The organism is Nonomuraea sp. NPDC050451 (genome assembly GCF_044458585.1).
The window spans coordinates 1-17,290 of sequence record NZ_JBITHZ010000062.1; the positions used below are offsets into that span (position 1 = coordinate 1).

Here is a 17,290-nt window from a genome sequence, read left to right on the forward strand (position 1 = left end):
CGCTGTTGCCCGCATCGCGCAACCGCACTCGTGCAGGCGATCCTCGTGCTGCAGCTGGTGGAAGAAGGCCGCTACTCAGGATGAAAAGGGCTCACAGTACGGTGTGCAGGAATCTGCACGCCTTATCAGGCATATCGGATCCGCTCAGTCGCCGGCCGTTGTTCCTGGTCGGTGGCCGGAGCTTCGCGGTTCTACGCTAGAAGTCGCGGTTCTCCACCGAGTAGTCGCGGTTGTCGACTGAGAAGTCGCGGTTCTCGGCGCTCGCCGGAGCGGCGGCGAACGCGAATCCAGCCCCGGTGAACGCTAAAGTCGCGGCCAGGGCGAGAACGGTCTTGCGCACTTTTCCTCCTGATACTCGTGTCTCTCGGTCTCCTGCAGTGGATCGTACGGAGAGCTGGAATGCCGGACTATCCGGCAAGCGAGCGGCCTGCTGCGCGATTCGGATACCGGACGATCGTTTCCGGAACGGGCCGCGCGTCACGGGCGTGCTCTGTCGTCCAACCGGCGATCTCACGGCCGTCTGTGAGGTCACTCGCCACCGTGGCGGAGCTTCCACGCGTTCCGTCGCGTTGCCGCAGGTCCAACGGCGGTCGGAAATGGCGTCCCACAGCAATTACCGGGCCGCGGCGGGGCTCGCAGTCCACCCCCAGACGCTGGTCGGGAGCGGATGCAGGCCGTGGCGGCCGAGAGCTTCGCGCCGCACGGGCTCAGGAACGTCGAGGACCGCCCGGCACAGTGCCGGCTGGGGATCGTCCACCACGGAGAGCCCTCGCTCTACCTGCTGGAGTACGGCGCGGGGCATCCACCTGGACGTTCCGGAACTGCGCGCGAGCTACCACCTCCAGACCGCGCTCGCCGGGACCGGGCGCGCGACCATGGACGGCAGCGAGGTGACGTCGCCGTACAACATCGTCGGACCGGGACGGCGCTTCCAGATGGATGGCGACGCGCCCCGCCGAGCACCCGGTGCCGGTGATCAGGTCTTTCGCATGCGCTGCCCGCCGGCTGCCTGGCCGTCCATCATTTCGAGCGTTTCCTGATCCACGCCCGGTGCGTCTTCCTCCATCGATCCCTTCGCCGTTGAACCGGTGTAACCGCCGGCGCACAGTTTCCGGGGCCCGGCGCGGCGGCGATCGCGAAGTACACGCAGCCCGTTCCAACCGGCCGCGACGATCCAGCCACCGGGAGCGTGCCGGGCACCGACCGACCGCCGCACATCGTGGTCTTCCTTCTCATCGCGCGGAGCCCGCGCGAACCGGGCGCACGCGTCTCGCAACCTCAAGCGTCGCCTTCACTGTGGTCCTCGACGTGTGACGGAGGGCGCGTGACCGTAGGTCTGGCGGTAGAAGGAGGCGAACCGGCTCAGATGCGTGAAACCCCAGCGGAGCGCCACCTCTGTAACAGTTGTCTGGCTGCCTGTCGCTGCGATGTGGAGAAGTTCGGCGTGAGCCCGGGCCAGCCGTACATTGCGCAGATAGGCCATGGGCGTTGTCTGCAGGTGTTCGCGGAAGCCCGATTGAAGGGTACGGACGTTCACCCTGGCCGCAGTGGCGATGTCGCTCAGGGTGATCGGCTCAGCGGCGTGTTCTTCGCAGAAATGGCGTGCGCGGCGAATCGCCGCGGAGGTCGATGGGGCACTGGGCTCATCGAGGTCGGCAGAGTAGGTATGGGGCTGTGAGCCGAGCATAGTGTGCAGCAAAAACTGCTCGAAATGGTGTTCGGCGAGAGATGAGGCCGCAAAGGGGAACGTTTTCCCTGCCGCAGCAGGGAGGGAAAGTGCGGTGAGTGCCCGCCCCAGGAGGCTCTCACCGACGATTTGCGGCTCGAAGTACATGTCTTTTTTCGGGGCATCACCGAGCTGATCCTCAAGGACGCGATCGACAAGCACCTCAGGAATCTGGATGATCATGATATCGTGATCGACGCTCCAGTTCATGTCGATGCGCCGCCGAGGGCCGATGATGGTAAGTGGTGCAGCAACATCCTGGCCCCCGACCGTTAGTCGTCCGCCACCGGTCAACGGCACGTGAATGTTGTAGAAGTCGGGTAACACTGGTACTTCGACACGTATTTCTGCCCCGTACGCCAGTGCGTGCAAGATGATGTTCCCGCGGTGCAGAAGCCTGTAGCGGCCACCATTTGAATGGCTTTTGATGACCTTGAGGCCGTGCGGCGAGAAGTTCTGCGAGACCTGCGCTCGCATTTCCTCTACGTCGCCCGTGAATATCGAGGGCTGTGCGGACGGACTCGGGAGGTTTCCCAAGCTCTGTGATCTCAATTCATTCATGGTCTTGATCCCCCTGCTCCCGTGGCTGGACCTAGCCAATTGGCCGGACAGAGGTGTGTCAAGCGATCTGGCCCGCATGAGAGTTCTATCCTGTTTCCGCAGGTAGAGCGGGCTGGTGTGCTGGCGGTCAGGTTGGAACGTGGCGAAGCGAGATCATGAGGGAGATCGTCTGTCAGCGGGCGACTTCGAGGCGGGCGCGCAGGCCCGGGAGCGATTCGGTCTCAAAGGACCCTGGCCGCCGGGAAGTCGGTCACGCTGTTCGATCGCGACCCGTCCCCGGATGGGCGGGTCGGGATCGAGCTCAAGCACCAGCTGTACGCCGAGATCGAACCCGCCCTTGCCAAGGGTGCCCTCGTGGCGTCGTCAGCATCCGGCCTGTCCCTCACCGAGCTGCAGGCCGGTTGGGCCCGTCCGAACCGGTCCATCCTCGGGCACCCGTTCAACCCGCCGCACCTGATCCCCTCGTCGAGGTCATGGGCCCGTGCGTCTACGCGGCGTTCGGCACGCCAGGCTGTCAGGACGGGCTCGACGAGAGCCCATCGGGCGTCGGACAGGTCGCTGGGATACGGTCGCGATTGCGGCATGTTTTCGGGGTACTGCCAGGTGAAGCGGCTGGCCAGGCGGCCGTCGATCAAACGTGGGCGAAGCGCCGCCTTTCAAGATGAGACAGGATCTTTCAGGGCCAGGTGGGCGTGATGCGCTGGCCTGAATCGCCCATGCATTACCGAAACGGGTTGAAGCGTTCGCCAATCCGACGACCGAGCTGCGGAACAAACGGTGCCATATGCCGGTAGTAGGCCCTAAACGTCCACTTACTAGCTCTCGTAACACCCCAAAGTTCACTGCAGGCCGTCTATCCCAGCTCGTTCGCCACGTGTGACTGCCAACCGCGGAACCCGGGTGAAGAGTCGAGCGACAGTCGATGTCTTGGCACGCCCCTTCACCCAGTCCGCATCTCGAGGAATCTGCGCAGCATCTCGGCCTCGGGCTCCACGGCGTCGCGCTCAGCCGACGACAGCGGCGTGAACGGCTCGAGGTGGATCTCGCCGGCACGCAGGCTCCAGACACCGCGCCAGATACCGTCCACCAGCAGGGTGCCGGTCCTGGCGCCATTGCCCGGAGGCAACGGTACCCGGCGGCTGTCCGTGATCATCCGGGACCGGTCCGCGTGCGACAGCAGCAGGTTGTCGTACTCGGGCAGGAAGCGGGGCGGCGCGGGGGTGTCCGGGTCGGGCCTCGGCGCGTCGGGCAGGTCGAACAGTTCACGTCCTTCCTCGTCGCGGAACCGGACCAGGTCGAGCCGCTCGGTGATCTCATGCAGCCGGGTCAGCCCGGACCAGCGCTGTACGTCGGCGACGCTCGCGGGACCATATCCGTTCAGATAGCGGCGTACCAGACCCTCGGCTTGCGACTCGGGATTCGGACGGCGACCGAGAAAGGTCTCGATCGTGCTCCACTCCGCCCGTCCTGACTGACCCCACAGGCCGCGTGGCGGAACCTGGACCAGCGCCAGATGGTGCGTCGCCGCGTACGCCAGCACCTTCGGATCCATGTCCGGCCAGCGTTTCGCGAGCGCCTGCCCCAGCTCGGCGCGAGTACGCGGCTTCCCATCCAGGATGGTCCGGGCGTGCTCCAGCAACTCCGCCTGATCCACTCCACCGAGACGGCCGCCGAAGTGGGCGGCGAAGTCCCTTGAGTGCACCGACTCGAACAGGTGGTACCAGCTCAGGCAGTCGCGGGCGCTGACCAGATGCACGGTGTTGCGCATCAACTGCGCGCGTACGGCTGCCCGCTCCACGGTCAGCGCGGACAACTCGGCCGTCCGGAACCCCGCCAGTCGCGTCCACAGGCCGACGTACGGCGCGAGCGGAGCCTGCGACTGCATCCCCGCCAGGTGCTCGATTGCCTCCAGCGCCGGCAGCTCAACCCGCTCCAGCAGGAACTGGCGCGCCAGCGTGGCCCGGTTCAGGCCACGCCGGCTCAACATCTGCGTCACCTCAGGCCGTCGAAGAAAGCGGATAGGTCCTCAGCCAGCTGCTCGGGCGCCTCCATCGCCGGGAAGTGCCGGCCGCTGTCGTGCTCCACCCAGTGTGCGCCGTCGGCAGGGTCGATCAGGCGCCGCACCGTCGCGTCAGCACCGAACACCGAATATCCCTGCGGCACCGAAGGCGGGGCGCCCCAGTCCTGCGAGTGGGCCTGCTCGTACAGGAAGCGGGCCGCGGACACCCCCGTGCCCGTGAACCAGTACAAGCTGATGTTGGTGAGCAGCTGGTCGGTGTCGATCGGCAGGCTCGTCCAGCTGTCGAAGCTCTCCGCGATCCAGGCGAGCTGCATGGCCGGCGAGTCGGTCAGGCCGTACCCCATGGTTTGCGGGCGAGTATTCTGAATCGCCAGGTAGCCCGAGTCGTTTCGGCGGAAATCCTCCATCCGCTGCAGGGCCAGCTTGTCGATCGCATCCTCCGGGTTCAGCTTGTCCGCCAGCCACGGTACGAAGGTCGCGCTGGCCGCCGCGGTGTACGGATCGGTGACGATGTGGACACCGGCTACGTGCTCGCCGTCCAGCCCGCCGACCGTGCCCGAGATGGCGGAACCCACGTCACCGCCGTGCACGCCGTAGTGCTCGTAGCCGAGCCTGGCCATCAGTTCCACCCAGGCCCGCGCGGTACGGCCCATCGCCCAGCCGGGCTCCCGGACCGGCGTGGAGAAGCCGAAACCCGGCAGTGACGGGATCACGACGTGGAAACCGCGCTCCAGCAGGTCTGGTATCAGCTTTTCGAACTCGACGAACGAGCTCGGGTAGCCATGTGTGATCAGCAGCGGGAGCGCGTCCTGCCGGCCGGACCTCACGTTCAGGAAGTGGATGCGCTGGCCGTCGATTTCGGTCGTGAACTGCGGGAACCGGTTCAGCTTTTCCTCGGCGGCTCGCCAGTCGTATTCGGTGCGCCAGTACTCGGCCAGGTCCTTGACCCGGTCCAGCGGGATGCCTTGGCGCCAATCGACGCCGCGACTCTGGTCCGGCCAGCGAGTATGGGTGAGCCGGGCGATCAGGTCGTCGAGGTCGGACTGCGGGATGTCGATCTGGAACGGCTCGATCAGTTCGCTCATGTCTTTCTCCATTTACGTGGGCTTGGAGCTGGTTGCCCGACCGTTTTCGAGATTCCGGTTAGATAGCAGGTCGGACGCGAGGTGGCACAGAAGGCGGTGAATAACGCGTCCGATGCGCCGGTCAGGGCGCGGTGATGGCGCGGCCTTTGTTGCCGGTCTTGGCGGGGTCGTTGATGTAGTTGTCCTGCCACTCACTCCAGCCGTGGTTCAGGTTCTTGCGTCCCACGTATCCGGCGCCCCAGCCGGTGCCGGAGAAGCGGTTGTCGACGGCTCGCATGTGCTTGCCGTACACGTGTCCGAAGCCTGCTTCCAGGCCGAGCTGGTAGCCGCCGCCCTCGAGCAGGTTCTGCTCGGTGGTCACCTGGTCGATGTCGGCGCCGAGCGTCTGGAAGAACAGCGCGCCGGTCTCGTTCCCCGATGAGCAGTCGATGCGGTTGCCCCGGAAGACGGCTCTGCGGTCGGGCGTGCTCGTCGTCACGAAGTCCCGGATGGTGGCACCGTCATTGTGCGACTCACCGTCCGACCGGAGTTTGTGGATGTAGTTGCCTTCCGCGATGGCGTCCAGGCGCTTTCCCGTGTTGTAGAAGCAGATGCCCGAACCCATGTCGTGCATCCGGTTACGCTGCAGAATTCCGACGCCGAGGAACGCGCACGAGGCCGCGATGGTCTTGGCGCTCAGCTTGGACGCGTCGAAGTCGGAGTCACGGATCGTCACCTTCCCGGGAGTCACCGCGCAACTGTTGCCCGTGCATTCGCCCGTGGTGGTCACCAGCGGCTGCGAGGTCCCGAGCTTCTTCGGGGCCGATCGCATTGAGGCCGGTATTGGCCGCGGTGAGCTCCCAGCCGGGCACCCCCTTCGCCGGCGCCGTCGGGGTAGCGGTGGGGGTCCGGGTCGTCGTGGGGCTCGGACCAGCGGTGGGTTTCGGGCTGCTCGTGGGGCTCGGCGTCGGCGTGGGCATGGGGCCACATGTGAGGCGCACTGTGCTCGAGCGCTGCCGGTGCCCGTCCCCGTCGGAGCCGATCACGTACAGGGAAAGGGTCGTGCAACGCAGGCTCACCGCGACGTCGCCGTTCTTCACGGTACGAGACGTGCTCTTGAGCACCTGGTCTCGGCCCGGCCGGGACTGCATGATGCGCACTTGGACCGTGGCGGAGTTCTCGCAGCCGATCCTGGTGGCCGATGCGCGGATGACACCTCCCGCACCAAGGGCGGGTGTGGCCGCCACCAGGCGGCACGCGTCATCGGCCGTGCGTGGCGACATGGCATTGGCTTGAGTCCCGGGCGCTGACAGAGCCGTGAGACAAGCTAATACCGTCAGATATCTTCGCAAGACTTCTCCTGTGGCGTGTCTGCGCAGGATGACTCTGTCAATCGATGCCTTCTGCTCCGGGGCGGCATGAGACGGTCGCCGTGCACAGCTCTGCGAACTGCCGAGCCTCTGGATCCGGCGCCGGGGGCAACGGATGCGGTCTCGTTCGCGCGCGGACGTCGTGCACATCCTGCGTCGATTTCCGCCTCACGGTATGAGGCGCGGATGACTCTAGCGGCGCACAGCGGCAGGCAATATCCACGTTACGTCTGATCCACTGCGCATTCGGGATAGCGGAACCAGCACCGGCAACGCTTGCGGGTGACGTCCCACCGAGTGGTGTGAATTCCGCGGCCGAGTTCAAGATCCGAGGGATCGTCAGAGTTACGCCATCCGGGGAACGTCCTCTGTCTTCACTGTCCCGCCGACGCGGGATTCACCGCTGCTGAACGCCATCAGCGTCGATGAGCACCTCGGTCTCGGAGGTGTCACCCAGGCCGGCAGCGAGTCCCGCCCCGCCGATGAACGCGATGGCCAATGCTGCCGCAGCAATGAGCGTGCTCCCGCGCCGAAAGCGGCGGAAGAGGCGCAGAGACGGCGGCAGTGCGGCTGGTAAGGCGGCAGGAGAGGGATCCTGGGCGGGCGTGGACGATTCGGTGGCTCCGCCCTGCGCGATCCTCGCGTAGCAGGCCCGCCAGGCGTGCAGGTCGTCCCCCTCCAGGCCGCATGCCTTGACGAACGCGACCAGCACTTCTTCGCGCGGTAGACGGTCCTTGCCGAGCATGGTCGATGCGGTGGAGTAGGGCAACGTGTCACCCACTGCGGCGGCTCGCCGGTCCAGTTGCCGGAAGCTCAGCCCCGACCAGGTCTTGAGACGCCGCAACTCGGCCATGAACGTGGCGGCATCGGTGGCCCTGGCCGGTGGCGGTGTGGTCGTCATCTCGCTCCCTCGGTGATGCTCTGAGCTGGCCGTACGGTGTCCCGCACAACCTCGGACAGACCGACATGTTGATCAGAACGGGACGCGGCGGTCAAGGTAGTGGCCCTCAACGCTCGGGAGGTTGGATGAGGCGGATTCGCATCGGCGGCGTGTCACAGTCATGGCGGCTTGCGGTGGCCAGATCGTGTACTGCCAGGGCTTCGGCATGGCCGACCGCGCAGCCGGGGTCCACACCGGCTGCGACACCGTGTACGACGTGATGTCGATCACCAAGCAGTTCACCGCGGCCGCGATCTTGAAGCTCGAAATGATGGGAAAGCTGCGGGTGACCGACCCGATCGGCAGCCACCTCGGCCCGGTCCCCGCCGACAAGGAGCCGATCACGCTGCATCAGCTGCTGACGCACACGGCAGGGCTGGTCGAAGGGCTCGGCGACGACTATGACGTGTTGTCCCGCGACGACCTGCTGGCCAGGGCACTCGCCTCGAAGCTGCACTCGGCTCCGGGTGCGGGGTTCCATTACTCGAATGTGGGCTACAGCGTGCTCGCCGCGATCATCGAGAAGGTCTCCGGTGTCGGGTACGAGCGCTTCCTGGCCGAGCACCTGTTCGTCCCCGCGGGCATGACGCAGACGGGGTATGTGCTGCCGAAGTGGGCCGGTGACCAGGTCGCGGTGGAGTACGACGACAAGGGCGATGGCCAGGGCAAGCCGGTCGACCATCCGTGGGCGCCCGATGGCCCGTACTGGAACCTGCGCGGCAATGGAGGCATGCTGTCCACCGCACGGGACATGCTCCGCTGGCATCGCGCTCTGTCCGGAACCGGTGTTCTGTCCGAAGCGGCCAAGCGGCAGTTGTTCAGCCCGCATGTGCGGATACCCGAATCAGAGGAGTTCTACGGCTACGGCTGGGTGATCTCTGACACCGGGCACGGCCGGATCGCGTGGCATGACGGCGGCAATTCCTGGTCCTTCGCGAACTTCGCGAGGTCCCTGGACGACGGCGTGATGGTCTTCTGGGTCAGCAACCACGCCTACCAACAGGGAAAATGGAACCTTGAAGACCTGCAGCAGACGCTGACATCGGGCATCACCTGCCGCGCACGCCGGCAGGCGGAAGCAAGCGCGTACCTCTGATCTTGAGACGGGACATCCGGTACTGCGGCTGAGAGCGGTGAGGGCGATCAGCGCGGCAGGAGTTGGGGCCGGATGCGCGAGGACGGCGAATCCCGGGCCGCCTCAACACATCCTCAACACGGTCTCAACACCGCCCGCCGCACCATACGGATCACCAATCGATCACACGACAAAAGGGGGCAACATGCAGTGGGGAACCAGGACGCTGGGGGTGCTGGCGGCGGTCGGCGCGGTCATGGCGGGGACGCTCGTGTACGGGCCTGCCGCGTCGGCGGCCGGCCCTCCCCATCCGTGCATTGCTCCCGCCACCTCCAACCTGGACGGCGGCTACGGCGTGATGAAGGGCTCGTTCAACCTCAAGAAGGGGCCCTACGCGGACAGGTGCGGGAACGTGACCAGGCTCGGCAGGGGCCGGGTCATCTACTTTCACTGCTGGACACGGAACGGGCGCGGCAACCTCTGGGTCTACGGCCGAGTCAAGGGGACGGGAACGTACGGCTGGATGTCCGTCGACAACTTCGGCAGCATCCGCCACTCGAACTACGAGACCTGCCGGCCGAACGCCGATCGCGATCACACGTAGAGAGCCGTAAGACCGTCACGAGACCCGCGGCCATCACCTTCATCCTGGCATTGTGCCTGGCCGCCGAGACGGGGGCACCGGCCCTTCGTTCGTGAAGGCGCCGGTGTTCAACGACCCGACGGCCGGCTCGGGAATCCCGGTGAGCCCGGGTGCCAAGCAGCCGGCCGTCATGGACCCGCGCCTCTCCTCAGGCTCCGCCTTGGCACGAAGGGAAAAGGCGCCACTTCGGGGCCCGTGGAATGTCATCGCCAGGCGGCCCCACTCAGAGATGAGGACTGAGGCGCTTGGCGATCCCGTCGGTCTCATCGAGCTCGAGACGAGGGACCTCGCCCGACCGCGTGCCGCCGTCGGGCAGAGTGCCGGCGACATGGAAGTGAACATGGGGGACGGTCTGGTGCGCGGACGCGCCGTTGTTCTGCCAGACGGCGATGCCCCCGGGGTCGTAGGCGGCTGCGATGGCCCGGGCCGCCCGCCGCACGGCGTTCATCAATTGCTGCTCCTCCGCCGGGGCCACGTCCATGACCGTCGGGCGATGAGCGACCGGGATCACCAGCACGTGCCCCTGCCCACGCTGCCAACGGGTGACCAGGATGGCGACCTGCTCCCCCTGTTCCAGGATGGTGACGGGGTGCAGCCCGGCGAGGTAGTCGCAAAAGGGGCACCGGTCCACGGATGGCATGGATATCGGCATGTTCCCGATCTTCCCGCATCCCGTCAGGTCTCGTGACCGTGCGCGGGATCGCCTGCGAGGTGGGTGATCCACCTTGCCCGTCGCTGTGATGTGCAAGTGCCCGCTCGGCGGATCGCCGCGTACAGCTCGATTTCGGCCCTCGACACGCGCATCGGTGCCGCCGCCGGAGAAGACCATCGTGTCACCGCACCCCGCGCTGTGATACCCGAGCGAGACCGCTAAGAGCCGGGGCAACTCCGGTGCCGGCTGCATCAGCCCACCGGCATCGGCATTCATGCGGGTGCCCTTCACCATGCCCGGGTTGGCGCCGTAGATCCGCATACCTGCGGGCAGGCGGCGAGCCAGCTCGCCGGACGCCAGGGTCCACGCGCCGACGCTGCTCACAGGCCGCATCTCCCGGCGGCGAGTGCAGTGATCGCGCACTCGGCGGCGTGCCATGCCGCGAGCGCGGAGGGGAAGGGCCCACAGCCGTGGGAAGCACGGTCGGCCGGTCCGCTCGCGATCCGCCACTGCCAGGCGGTGCGTACGGCCGGGAGCGAGGGGTGGTACCAGACCGGCTCGGCGGCCGAGGGCGCGTTCTCCGCCACCTGGACCAGTACGCCGTATGCCATCCCGTCGATCACTGCGGTGGCGTACCTCCCGCCGTTGTCGTCGGCAGTCCAGTCCAGGGGTGTCGGAGTCGACTCCGACACCTCCAGAAGGGCATCCGCGAGGTCGGCCAGACTCCGGTACAACGCGGCACGTACCGCATCGGCGTGGTGACGGCCCCAATGGCACGGGGCCCGTTCGGCGATCTCCTCCGCGAGGATGTGCGCGGCGAGTTCGTCCAGAAGGTCTCCGTTCACGAGACGTCCTTCCGCCAGGGTTGCGGCAGCGCCCCACGTGAGATCGTCCCGGGTCATGGCGGTGCTGCGAGCCAGCTCCCACAGATCGGCCGAGCCCAGGTCGTCGACCGTGCTCCGGATGCAGAGTGCGGCCGTGTCCGACTGGGCCGGGACTTCCGCGTTCAGGAGGCCCGCGCGCACGGCCGTGGCCGCGCTCACATCGCCTGGCTGCAGCACGCCCAGCGGCAACGACCCCACTGCTTGGAGCACCTGCCCGTAGACACGACGTACGGGATGAGGCCCGGAGGAGGGTGCTGGTCGTCCCGCCAGTGCGCACAGGGCGTCCAGCAGTTCCGCCGGCGGAACCCTCAGGCTGGTGCACGCCCTCGTCAGACGACCGACCACCCTGGTCAGTCGTCCAGCACTGCCAGGGCGTCGACCTCCACGAGCAGTCCCGGCGGAAGCCGCATGTAGACGGTGGTGCGGGCGGGGAAGGGCGCACCGACGGCCCCCGCGTATGCCTCGTTCATCTCGGCCAGGTGGGCGGGATCGGTGAGGTACACGCGGAGCATCACGACGTCCTCCAAGCCTGCGCCGCCCGCCTTGAGTACGGCGGTGACGTTGCGCAGGGTCTGCGTGGTCTGCTCGGCGACCGTGGTGCCGACGACTTCGCCCGTGTCCGGATCGAGCGGGAGCTGCCCGGAGACCTGCAGGACGGGACCCTTGCGGATGCCTTGGGACAGCGGGGCTGCCAGGGCGGGGGCGTTCTCGGTGGTGATGACGGTTCTGGTCATGGTGTGTGTCCTTGCAGGGTGCTGTCCTTGAAGGGTGCGGACAGACGCGTACGGGGGTCAGCTCCAGGCCTGTCGTTCCTGGCTGCGGGGGTCGTCGACCTGGGTCCACTCGGCGTCGACGCGCATCGTTGCCCGGCGCTCGTCGTCGTACGGGTCCCAGCCGGGGTTGCCGGTCCTGGCAAACCGGACCCAGGTCTCGTGCATGCGGGCGGCGAGATCCGCGGGCGGCTGGTCGGGGCCGAGCAGGGCGGCGGGTCCGTGCAGGTGAGGGAGGTGCGCGAGGTCGAAGACGAAGGGCAGCTCGACCGCGTGGGTGGCGCCGAGCTCTCCGTCCAGGGCGTGGGAGCGCCAGGCGAACTCGTAGGCGTAGGTGGCGGACGCGGCGTGGGCGGCATGTGCGCCGGCCAGGGCCCAGCTCCCCGCGCCGAACAGCGCGTCGCCCATGATGGCGGAGCGCAGCTCGCCGAAGGACGCCTCGGGGCGTGCCTTCCGGTACGTCTCGACGAGTCGCGCCGGCTCCGGATGCGAGCGCGCCGCCGCGTCGTCGACGTCCCCGGCCGTCGAGGTGGTGTATTTGTCCATGGGGACCAGGTAAAGGTTTCCCTCTTCGGCATTGGTGCCGATGAGCAGGTCGATGTCGGCGCTGAGGCCGGCGGCGACGGATTCGGCGGGCTGAGTGTCGAGGACGAGGCTGAAGGGGCTGAGTCCGATCAGCGGGTCGCCGTGGCTCTCGGTCCGCAGGTCGATGCCCGCGAGCCGGGAGGCGGCCTCGACCAGGCGGTCGTCGGAGATGTCCGCGAAGGCGTCCACGTGCGGCTCGATGCCCAGGGCCTCGGCTGCTGCGTCGGTGACGCGGGCGGCCTGCTCGGTGGTGAACGCTCCCAGGCCGCTGCCGCTTTGGACGATCGCCCGGCGGAAGAGGCCCGCGGCTTCGGTGGTGGCGAGGACGCCGCCGACGATGGTCGCCCCGGCCGACTGGCCGAAGAGGGTGACGTTGTGCGGGTCACCGCCGAAGGCGGCGATGTTCTCCTGGACCCAGCGCAGTGCGGCGACGACGTCGAGCAGGCCGCGGTTGGCAGGCGCGCCGGGGATGTCGAGGAACCCGGCGATGCCGAGCCGGTAGTTGAGGGTGACGAGGACGACGCCGTCGCGGGCGAAGGCGGAGCCGTCGTACATCGCGGACCGCGTCGATCCGGCGACGAATCCGCCGCCGTGGACGAACACCATGACGGGCAGGTCGCCGCCGTCGGCGGCGGGCGTCCAGACGTTGACGGTGAGGTAGTCCTCTCCACGGCTCCAACCGGGGCCGAAGTAGGGGGACATGTCCACGCTGCCGAGTTTGCGCTCGGACTGTGGCGCATTGGGCCCCGGCACGGTGGCGTCCCGTACGCCGTCCCACGGCTCGCGCGGCTGGGGCGGCGCGAACCGGTCGGCGCCGCGGGGCGGGGCGGCGTAGGGGATGTTGAGGAAAGCGGCGACGTCGCCCCGGCGCAGGCCGCGTACGGCCCCCTGCGCCGTGGTCACGATGGGGTGGTGGTTCACGGTGATGCCTCTCCGCGGGCTTCAGCCCTGCTCGGTGTACGGGGTGAAAGGGGCCCAGCCCTTGATGGCGAATTTGTCCGCCTCGCGTGCCACTTCCGCGGCGCCGTGGCCGCCGAGGTGCGCGGGGATCACGAGCGCGTTGTTGTCGGCCGCCCAGCCCAGAACCTTGCGGCGGGTGGCACGCGCGCCCGCGGGGTCCTCGCAGAAGCAGCTGTTGGAGTCCGGCTCGACGATCTGCACGGGGCTGTGGAGCAGGTCGCCGACGAACACCGCGCGGTCCGTCCCGGAGGTGAGGGTCAGCACGGAGGAGCCGGGGGTGTGTCCGGGAGCCGCGTCCAGGCGGAGGTCGGTGTCGATCTGGTGGGTGTTCTCCCACAGCAGCGTCTGGCCGGCCTGGTGCACCGGGGCCACGCTGTCCTCGAAGACGTTCTGGTTGCCCCGGCCGAGCAGTGGCTTGTGGCCGTTCTCGGGATTCCAGAAGTCGAAGTCGTCCTTCGGCATCAAATAGGTGGCGTTGGGGAAAGTGGGCACCCAGTGCCGACCGTCCAGGTACGTGTTCCAGCCGACGTGATCGATATGGAGATGTGTGTTGATCACGATGTCCACGTCCTCCGGCCCGACGCCGGCACGAGCGAGATTGGCCAGGAAATCCGTTTCCAGGCGACTCCAGACCGGGGCGTACGGGCGCTCCTTGTGATTTCCCACGCCCGTGTCGACCAGGATGGTCTTGCCCCCGCTGTGCAGCAGCCAGGTCTGGATCGCGGAATTCACGATATTGGTCTCGGAATCCAGGAAATGCGGGGTCAGCCAGGAGGCGCCGTCCCACACTTCCTTCGGGCTTTCGGGGAAGAAGGTGTCGGGCGTCATTTCGACGGAGCCGAAGTATTCCCATACCCGGGTGACGGTGACATTGCCGAGCGTGATTTGTTCCATGGGGCTTCCTTGGGAATGTGAAGGTTTCCCTGGAACCGTACGAGCGGCCCCGGCACGCGCGGTATCCGTAACGTGACTGCACCTGCGCACATGGCCCGGGCACCGGGCCCGGCGGCTTGTAGCCTGGGTGCGAGGGCAAGGCGGCTCCGATCGAAGAGCCATGATTCCTGGAGACTCCGTGGACGAGCGCGCAGGCGACCTCGGTGCGGTCATGGGGCCGGAGCCGCATCCGAGGGAGCTGATCGTCGGCCGGGACGCGGAATTGGCACGCCTCTTTCGTGCGGTGGATTCGGTGTCGGCCGACCCGGTTCTGATGCTGGTCGGTGACATGGGCACGGGGAAGAGCGCGCTGCTGGAGCGCGCGGTGCGCCGGGCCGCAGCCGACGGTGCTCGCGTGCTGCGTGCCGAGGGAAGCGAGTCGGAGTCGAGCCTGGCGTTCTCCGCCCTGCATCAGTTGCTGCGGCCGGTGCCCGGCGAGGTGAACGGGCTGCCGGACAGGCAGCGCGCGGCGCTGCAGAACGCCTTCGGCGTGGGCTCGGCCACGTCGGAACCCGATCTCATGCTGATCGGGGTCGCCGTCCTGAGCCTGCTGTCAGCCCTGGGCGACCGCCATCGCGTGCTCGTGGCGCTGGACGACGCGCAGTGGTTCGATCGTGCTTCCCTGGATGTACTGTCCTTTGCTGCCAGACGTCTGGCAGGCGAACCGGTCACGATGCTGATCGGGGCCCGTGGCGATGATCACCTGCCGGGATTCGACCGTCACGTGCCGACGCTCGCCCTGGGACCGCTTGACAAGGTCGCCGCCAATCGGCTCCTTGACCTGCAGCCGAAGAGCCCCACCGGCCACACCAGGACGCGGATCCTCGACCAGGCGGGCGGCAACCCGCTGGCACTGGTCGAACTGACGAGGGCGGCCACCGCACACGACGCGGCCACGAGGCTGCCGGCCGCAGGTCCGCTCCCGCTCACCGATCGCCTCGAGCGGATCTTCGCCGCCCGCCTCGACGGCCTCCCCGCCTCTACCGCGCGGGCCCTGCTGCTCCTGGCCGCCATGGACAGCGCCGACTCCGCGATCGCCGTCTCAGCCGGGCTGCCGGGCGCCGAGGACGAGGCCTGGCTGCCCGCCGAGCAGGCCGGGCTGGTCCGGCGGACCGGCCGGGACGTCCGGTTCCGCCATCCGCTGGTCCGGTCCGCCGTGTATCACGCCGCGTCCTTGGACGCCCAGCGCGAGGCTCACCTCGCGCTGGCCGCGATGCTGCGGGGCGAACCGGACCGGCGCGCCTGGCATCTGGCCGTCGCCTGCCCGGGACCCGACGCGGCCGTGTCGGCGGAGCTGGAGCGGACCGCCGCCCGGGCCCGCCGGCGCGGCGGCCACGCGGCGGCGGCCAAGACCCTGCAGCGCGCCGCGGAACTCGCACCGCAGCGCGAGGACAGCGCCCGGTTGCTGGTCGAAGCCGCTTCTGCGGCCGTGTTCACCGGAGACATCGCCTGGGTCGAGAAACTGGCCGCCGAGGCACGCGCGCGCACGGATGACGCAACCCTGCTGGCCTCCGCCGCCGTGCAGGCCGGGCGGCTGGCGGTCCTGACCGGACGCCACGCCGTGGTCTTCTCCCGCCTGGCCGACGCCGCCGAGGAGTTGGCGGTCTCCCGGCCCGCCGCCGCGCTGGACCTCCTGGCCGGCGCCGCCGTGGTCCGCTTCTACTCCGGAGAGGACAGCCAGCGGCGCCGCATCCAGGACATCCTGCGGCGCCTTCCCGAGGACGCCTCACGCGCAGGCATGCGTACCTGGGTGAAGGCCGTGTCGGACCCCTTCGACGACCGGGCCGGGCTCGTCCGCCTGCTCCCGCAGTCGGCCGCCGAGGCGCGAGCCCGGCCGGAGCATCTCACCACCGTCGGGATCATGGCGTGGCTCCTGGACGAGACCCCGCAGGCCGTCCGCGCCTTCGACGAGGCCTTCCACCGTTGGGAGCTGCAGGGCCCGCTGCCGGAGGGTCTGGGCGGCGCGGTCGCCTGGGCCCATGTGGAACGAGGCAGGTGGGGACAGGCCCGTGAGGCCTGCGCCCGTACGATCGCGGTCGGCCGGGCGGCCGGCCTCGACCACGCCGTGGCCTGTGCGGCCACCGTGGACGCCACCGTACTGGCCTTCCAGGGTGACGCGGCGACGGCCCGCGCGCAGGCCGAGGACGCGCTCACCCTGGTCGATCCGCTGGAAAGCCGCTCGGTCCGCGTCTATGCCCGTCGTGCGCTCGGTGCCGCGGCGGCCGCGGAAGGCGCCTACGAGCTCGCGTACGACCACCTCCGCATGGCCTTCACGGCAGACGGCGCCCCCGTGCATTACCACGCCTCCTACCCGGCCCTCGCGGATCTGGCCGCCGCCGCCGTGCGCTGCGGCCGCCGTGCGGAGGCTGTCGCGATCGTCGAGCGTTCGGCATGCGAGCTGGCGGACGACGCTTCGCCTCGTCTGCGTGCGCTGATCAGCCGAGCCCGCGGCCTGCTGGCGGACCCCGAGGACGCCGAGCCGCACTTCCGGGCAGCTCTGGCGGATCCGGTGCTGGAGTACTGGCCCTTCGAACGCGCACAGACCCTGCTCGACCTCGCCGAGTGGCTGCGGCGCCGTCGGCGCATCGCAGAGGCGCGTGGGCCGCTCACCGAGGCTCTGGAGGCCTTCCGGCGTCTGGGCGCACGCCCGTGGATCGAGCGCGCCCGGGCCGAATCGCGCGCCGCCGGCCTCGATGTCACGGCCTCGACCCCCGACGCGCTCGCCGAACTCTCCCCGCAACAGCAGCAGATCATCAGGCTCGCCGCCCGCGGGCTGACCAACCGCGAGATCGGCGAAAAGCTCTTCCTCTCCCCGCGCACGGTCAGCTCGCACCTCTACCGCAGCTTCCCCAAGCTCGGCATCACCGCCCGATCCCAGCTGCGCGACCTCATCGAGGGCACCCTCACGAGGGCCGGCCACCAGGAATAAGGGCACGCCCGGCCTGGAAGCAGTCACCTGACGCATACCGCGCGCCATCCCGACGGACCAGGCTGGACACAAGGGCGAGGAAGCACTAACCCACAAGGTGGCCTCTTCGCCCTGGTATCCCGATGCCCCCGGTTGTCCCGGAAGCCCTGCGGAAAGCAGGCCCAGGGCCAGTGGTCCC

Annotated in this window: 15 protein-coding genes and 3 pseudogenes; 5 read left to right on the plus strand and 13 right to left on the minus strand. The window is 68.4% G+C overall.

Annotation, left to right across the window (positions count from 1 at the left end; translation table 11 throughout):
* Positions 1-84, plus strand: a pseudogene (locus ACIBI9_RS64320) (IS5/IS1182 family transposase); the annotation flags it as partial.
* 112 nt (positions 85-196) lie between these two features.
* Here ACIBI9_RS64320 and ACIBI9_RS64325 read toward each other — a convergent pair.
* The 3 genes from ACIBI9_RS64325 to ACIBI9_RS64335 form a co-directional block, all read right to left on the minus strand.
* Positions 197-340 carry a hypothetical protein gene (locus tag ACIBI9_RS64325; RefSeq protein ID WP_397238410.1) on the minus strand — a complete coding sequence of 48 codons (144 nt, stop codon included), beginning with the start codon at positions 338-340 and terminating at the stop codon, positions 197-199.
* Positions 341-976: 636 nt separating this feature from the next.
* Positions 977-1,282 (minus strand): hypothetical protein, encoded by a 306-nt coding sequence (locus tag ACIBI9_RS64330; RefSeq protein WP_397238412.1) that lies wholly within the window; start codon positions 1,280-1,282, stop codon positions 977-979.
* A gap of 9 nt (positions 1,283-1,291) precedes the next feature.
* Entirely contained in the window at positions 1,292-2,203 is a 912-nt protein-coding gene (locus tag ACIBI9_RS64335) for an AraC family transcriptional regulator (protein ID WP_397238414.1), read from the minus strand.
* Between the two features lie 378 nt (positions 2,204-2,581).
* Between ACIBI9_RS64335 and ACIBI9_RS64340 the strand changes: the two are divergent.
* Positions 2,582-2,737: pseudogene (locus ACIBI9_RS64340) on the plus strand (3-hydroxyacyl-CoA dehydrogenase NAD-binding domain-containing protein); the annotation flags it as partial.
* A 44-nt stretch (positions 2,738-2,781) separates the two neighbouring features.
* On the opposite strand, the pseudogene ACIBI9_RS64345 reads toward ACIBI9_RS64340, so the two are convergent.
* The 5 genes and pseudogenes from ACIBI9_RS64345 to ACIBI9_RS64365 all read right to left on the minus strand — a co-directional run.
* A pseudogene (locus tag ACIBI9_RS64345) lies at positions 2,782-2,871 on the minus strand (IS5/IS1182 family transposase); the annotation flags it as partial.
* Positions 2,872-3,227: 356 nt separating this feature from the next.
* Positions 3,228-4,274: a winged helix DNA-binding domain-containing protein gene (locus tag ACIBI9_RS64350; protein ID WP_397238416.1), complete on the minus strand. Its 1,047-nt coding sequence runs from the start codon at positions 4,272-4,274 to the stop codon at positions 3,228-3,230.
* Positions 4,275-4,279: 5 nt separating this feature from the next.
* Positions 4,280-5,392 (minus strand): epoxide hydrolase family protein, encoded by a 1,113-nt coding sequence (locus ACIBI9_RS64355; protein ID WP_397238417.1) that lies wholly within the window; start codon positions 5,390-5,392, stop codon positions 4,280-4,282.
* Positions 5,393-5,513: 121 nt separating this feature from the next.
* The gene (locus tag ACIBI9_RS64360; RefSeq protein WP_397238419.1) at positions 5,514-6,203 is read right to left on the minus strand and encodes a hypothetical protein; all 690 of its coding nucleotides are present in this window, start codon (positions 6,201-6,203) and stop codon (positions 5,514-5,516) included.
* 935 nt (positions 6,204-7,138) lie between these two features.
* Positions 7,139-7,642, minus strand: coding sequence for a helix-turn-helix domain-containing protein (locus tag ACIBI9_RS64365; RefSeq protein ID WP_397238421.1), 504 nt, complete (start codon positions 7,640-7,642; stop codon positions 7,139-7,141).
* Between the two features lie 121 nt (positions 7,643-7,763).
* On the opposite strand from ACIBI9_RS64365, the gene ACIBI9_RS64370 reads away from it, so the two are divergent.
* Positions 7,764-8,777, plus strand: coding sequence for a serine hydrolase domain-containing protein (locus ACIBI9_RS64370; protein ID WP_397238423.1), 1,014 nt, complete (start codon positions 7,764-7,766; stop codon positions 8,775-8,777).
* 184 nt (positions 8,778-8,961) lie between these two features.
* The gene (locus ACIBI9_RS64375) at positions 8,962-9,360 is read left to right on the plus strand and encodes a hypothetical protein (protein WP_397238425.1); all 399 of its coding nucleotides are present in this window, start codon (positions 8,962-8,964) and stop codon (positions 9,358-9,360) included.
* 262 nt (positions 9,361-9,622) lie between these two features.
* Here the strand turns inward: ACIBI9_RS64375 and ACIBI9_RS64380 are convergent, their stop codons facing one another.
* The 5 genes from ACIBI9_RS64380 to ACIBI9_RS64400 all read right to left on the minus strand — a co-directional run bounded on the left by ACIBI9_RS64380 (position 9,623) and on the right by ACIBI9_RS64400 (position 14,144).
* Entirely contained in the window at positions 9,623-10,435 is an 813-nt protein-coding gene (locus ACIBI9_RS64380) for an HIT family protein (protein WP_397238427.1), read from the minus strand.
* Complete coding sequence (locus ACIBI9_RS64385) at positions 10,432-11,133, minus strand: hypothetical protein (protein ID WP_397238429.1); 702 nt, start codon at positions 11,131-11,133, stop codon at positions 10,432-10,434. The genes ACIBI9_RS64380 and ACIBI9_RS64385 overlap by 4 nt, the downstream gene beginning before the upstream one ends.
* 152 nt (positions 11,134-11,285) lie before the next feature.
* On the minus strand, positions 11,286-11,669 hold the full coding sequence (locus ACIBI9_RS64390; RefSeq protein ID WP_397238431.1) for a RidA family protein: 384 nt from the start codon (positions 11,667-11,669) through the stop codon (positions 11,286-11,288).
* Between the two features lie 57 nt (positions 11,670-11,726).
* Complete coding sequence (locus ACIBI9_RS64395) at positions 11,727-13,211, minus strand: carboxylesterase/lipase family protein (RefSeq protein WP_397238433.1); 1,485 nt, start codon at positions 13,209-13,211, stop codon at positions 11,727-11,729.
* A 21-nt stretch (positions 13,212-13,232) separates the two neighbouring features.
* Positions 13,233-14,144 (minus strand): MBL fold metallo-hydrolase, encoded by a 912-nt coding sequence (locus ACIBI9_RS64400; protein WP_397238435.1) that lies wholly within the window; start codon positions 14,142-14,144, stop codon positions 13,233-13,235.
* A gap of 178 nt (positions 14,145-14,322) precedes the next feature.
* Between ACIBI9_RS64400 and ACIBI9_RS64405 the strand changes: the two genes are divergently transcribed.
* Positions 14,323-17,112, plus strand: coding sequence for an AAA family ATPase (locus tag ACIBI9_RS64405; protein ID WP_397238437.1), 2,790 nt, complete (start codon positions 14,323-14,325; stop codon positions 17,110-17,112).
* The last annotated feature ends 178 nt before the right edge of the window (positions 17,113-17,290 follow it).

Coding starts and splice junctions, on each gene's coding strand:
- ACIBI9_RS64335 (WP_397238414.1), bottom strand. CDS start 2,203: ATGCGAGCGCAGGTCTCGCAGAACTTCTCGCCGCACGGCCTCAAGGTC.
- ACIBI9_RS64350 (WP_397238416.1), bottom strand. CDS start 4,274: ATGTTGAGCCGGCGTGGCCTGAACCGGGCCACGCTGGCGCGCCAGTTC.
- ACIBI9_RS64355 (WP_397238417.1), bottom strand. CDS start 5,392: ATGAGCGAACTGATCGAGCCGTTCCAGATCGACATCCCGCAGTCCGAC.
- ACIBI9_RS64360 (WP_397238419.1), bottom strand. CDS start 6,203: ATGCGATCGGCCCCGAAGAAGCTCGGGACCTCGCAGCCGCTGGTGACC.
- ACIBI9_RS64365 (WP_397238421.1), bottom strand. CDS start 7,642: ATGACGACCACACCGCCACCGGCCAGGGCCACCGATGCCGCCACGTTC.
- ACIBI9_RS64375 (WP_397238425.1), top strand. CDS start 8,962: ATGCAGTGGGGAACCAGGACGCTGGGGGTGCTGGCGGCGGTCGGCGCG.
- ACIBI9_RS64390 (WP_397238431.1), bottom strand. CDS start 11,669: ATGACCAGAACCGTCATCACCACCGAGAACGCCCCCGCCCTGGCAGCC.
- ACIBI9_RS64400 (WP_397238435.1), bottom strand. CDS start 14,144: ATGGAACAAATCACGCTCGGCAATGTCACCGTCACCCGGGTATGGGAA.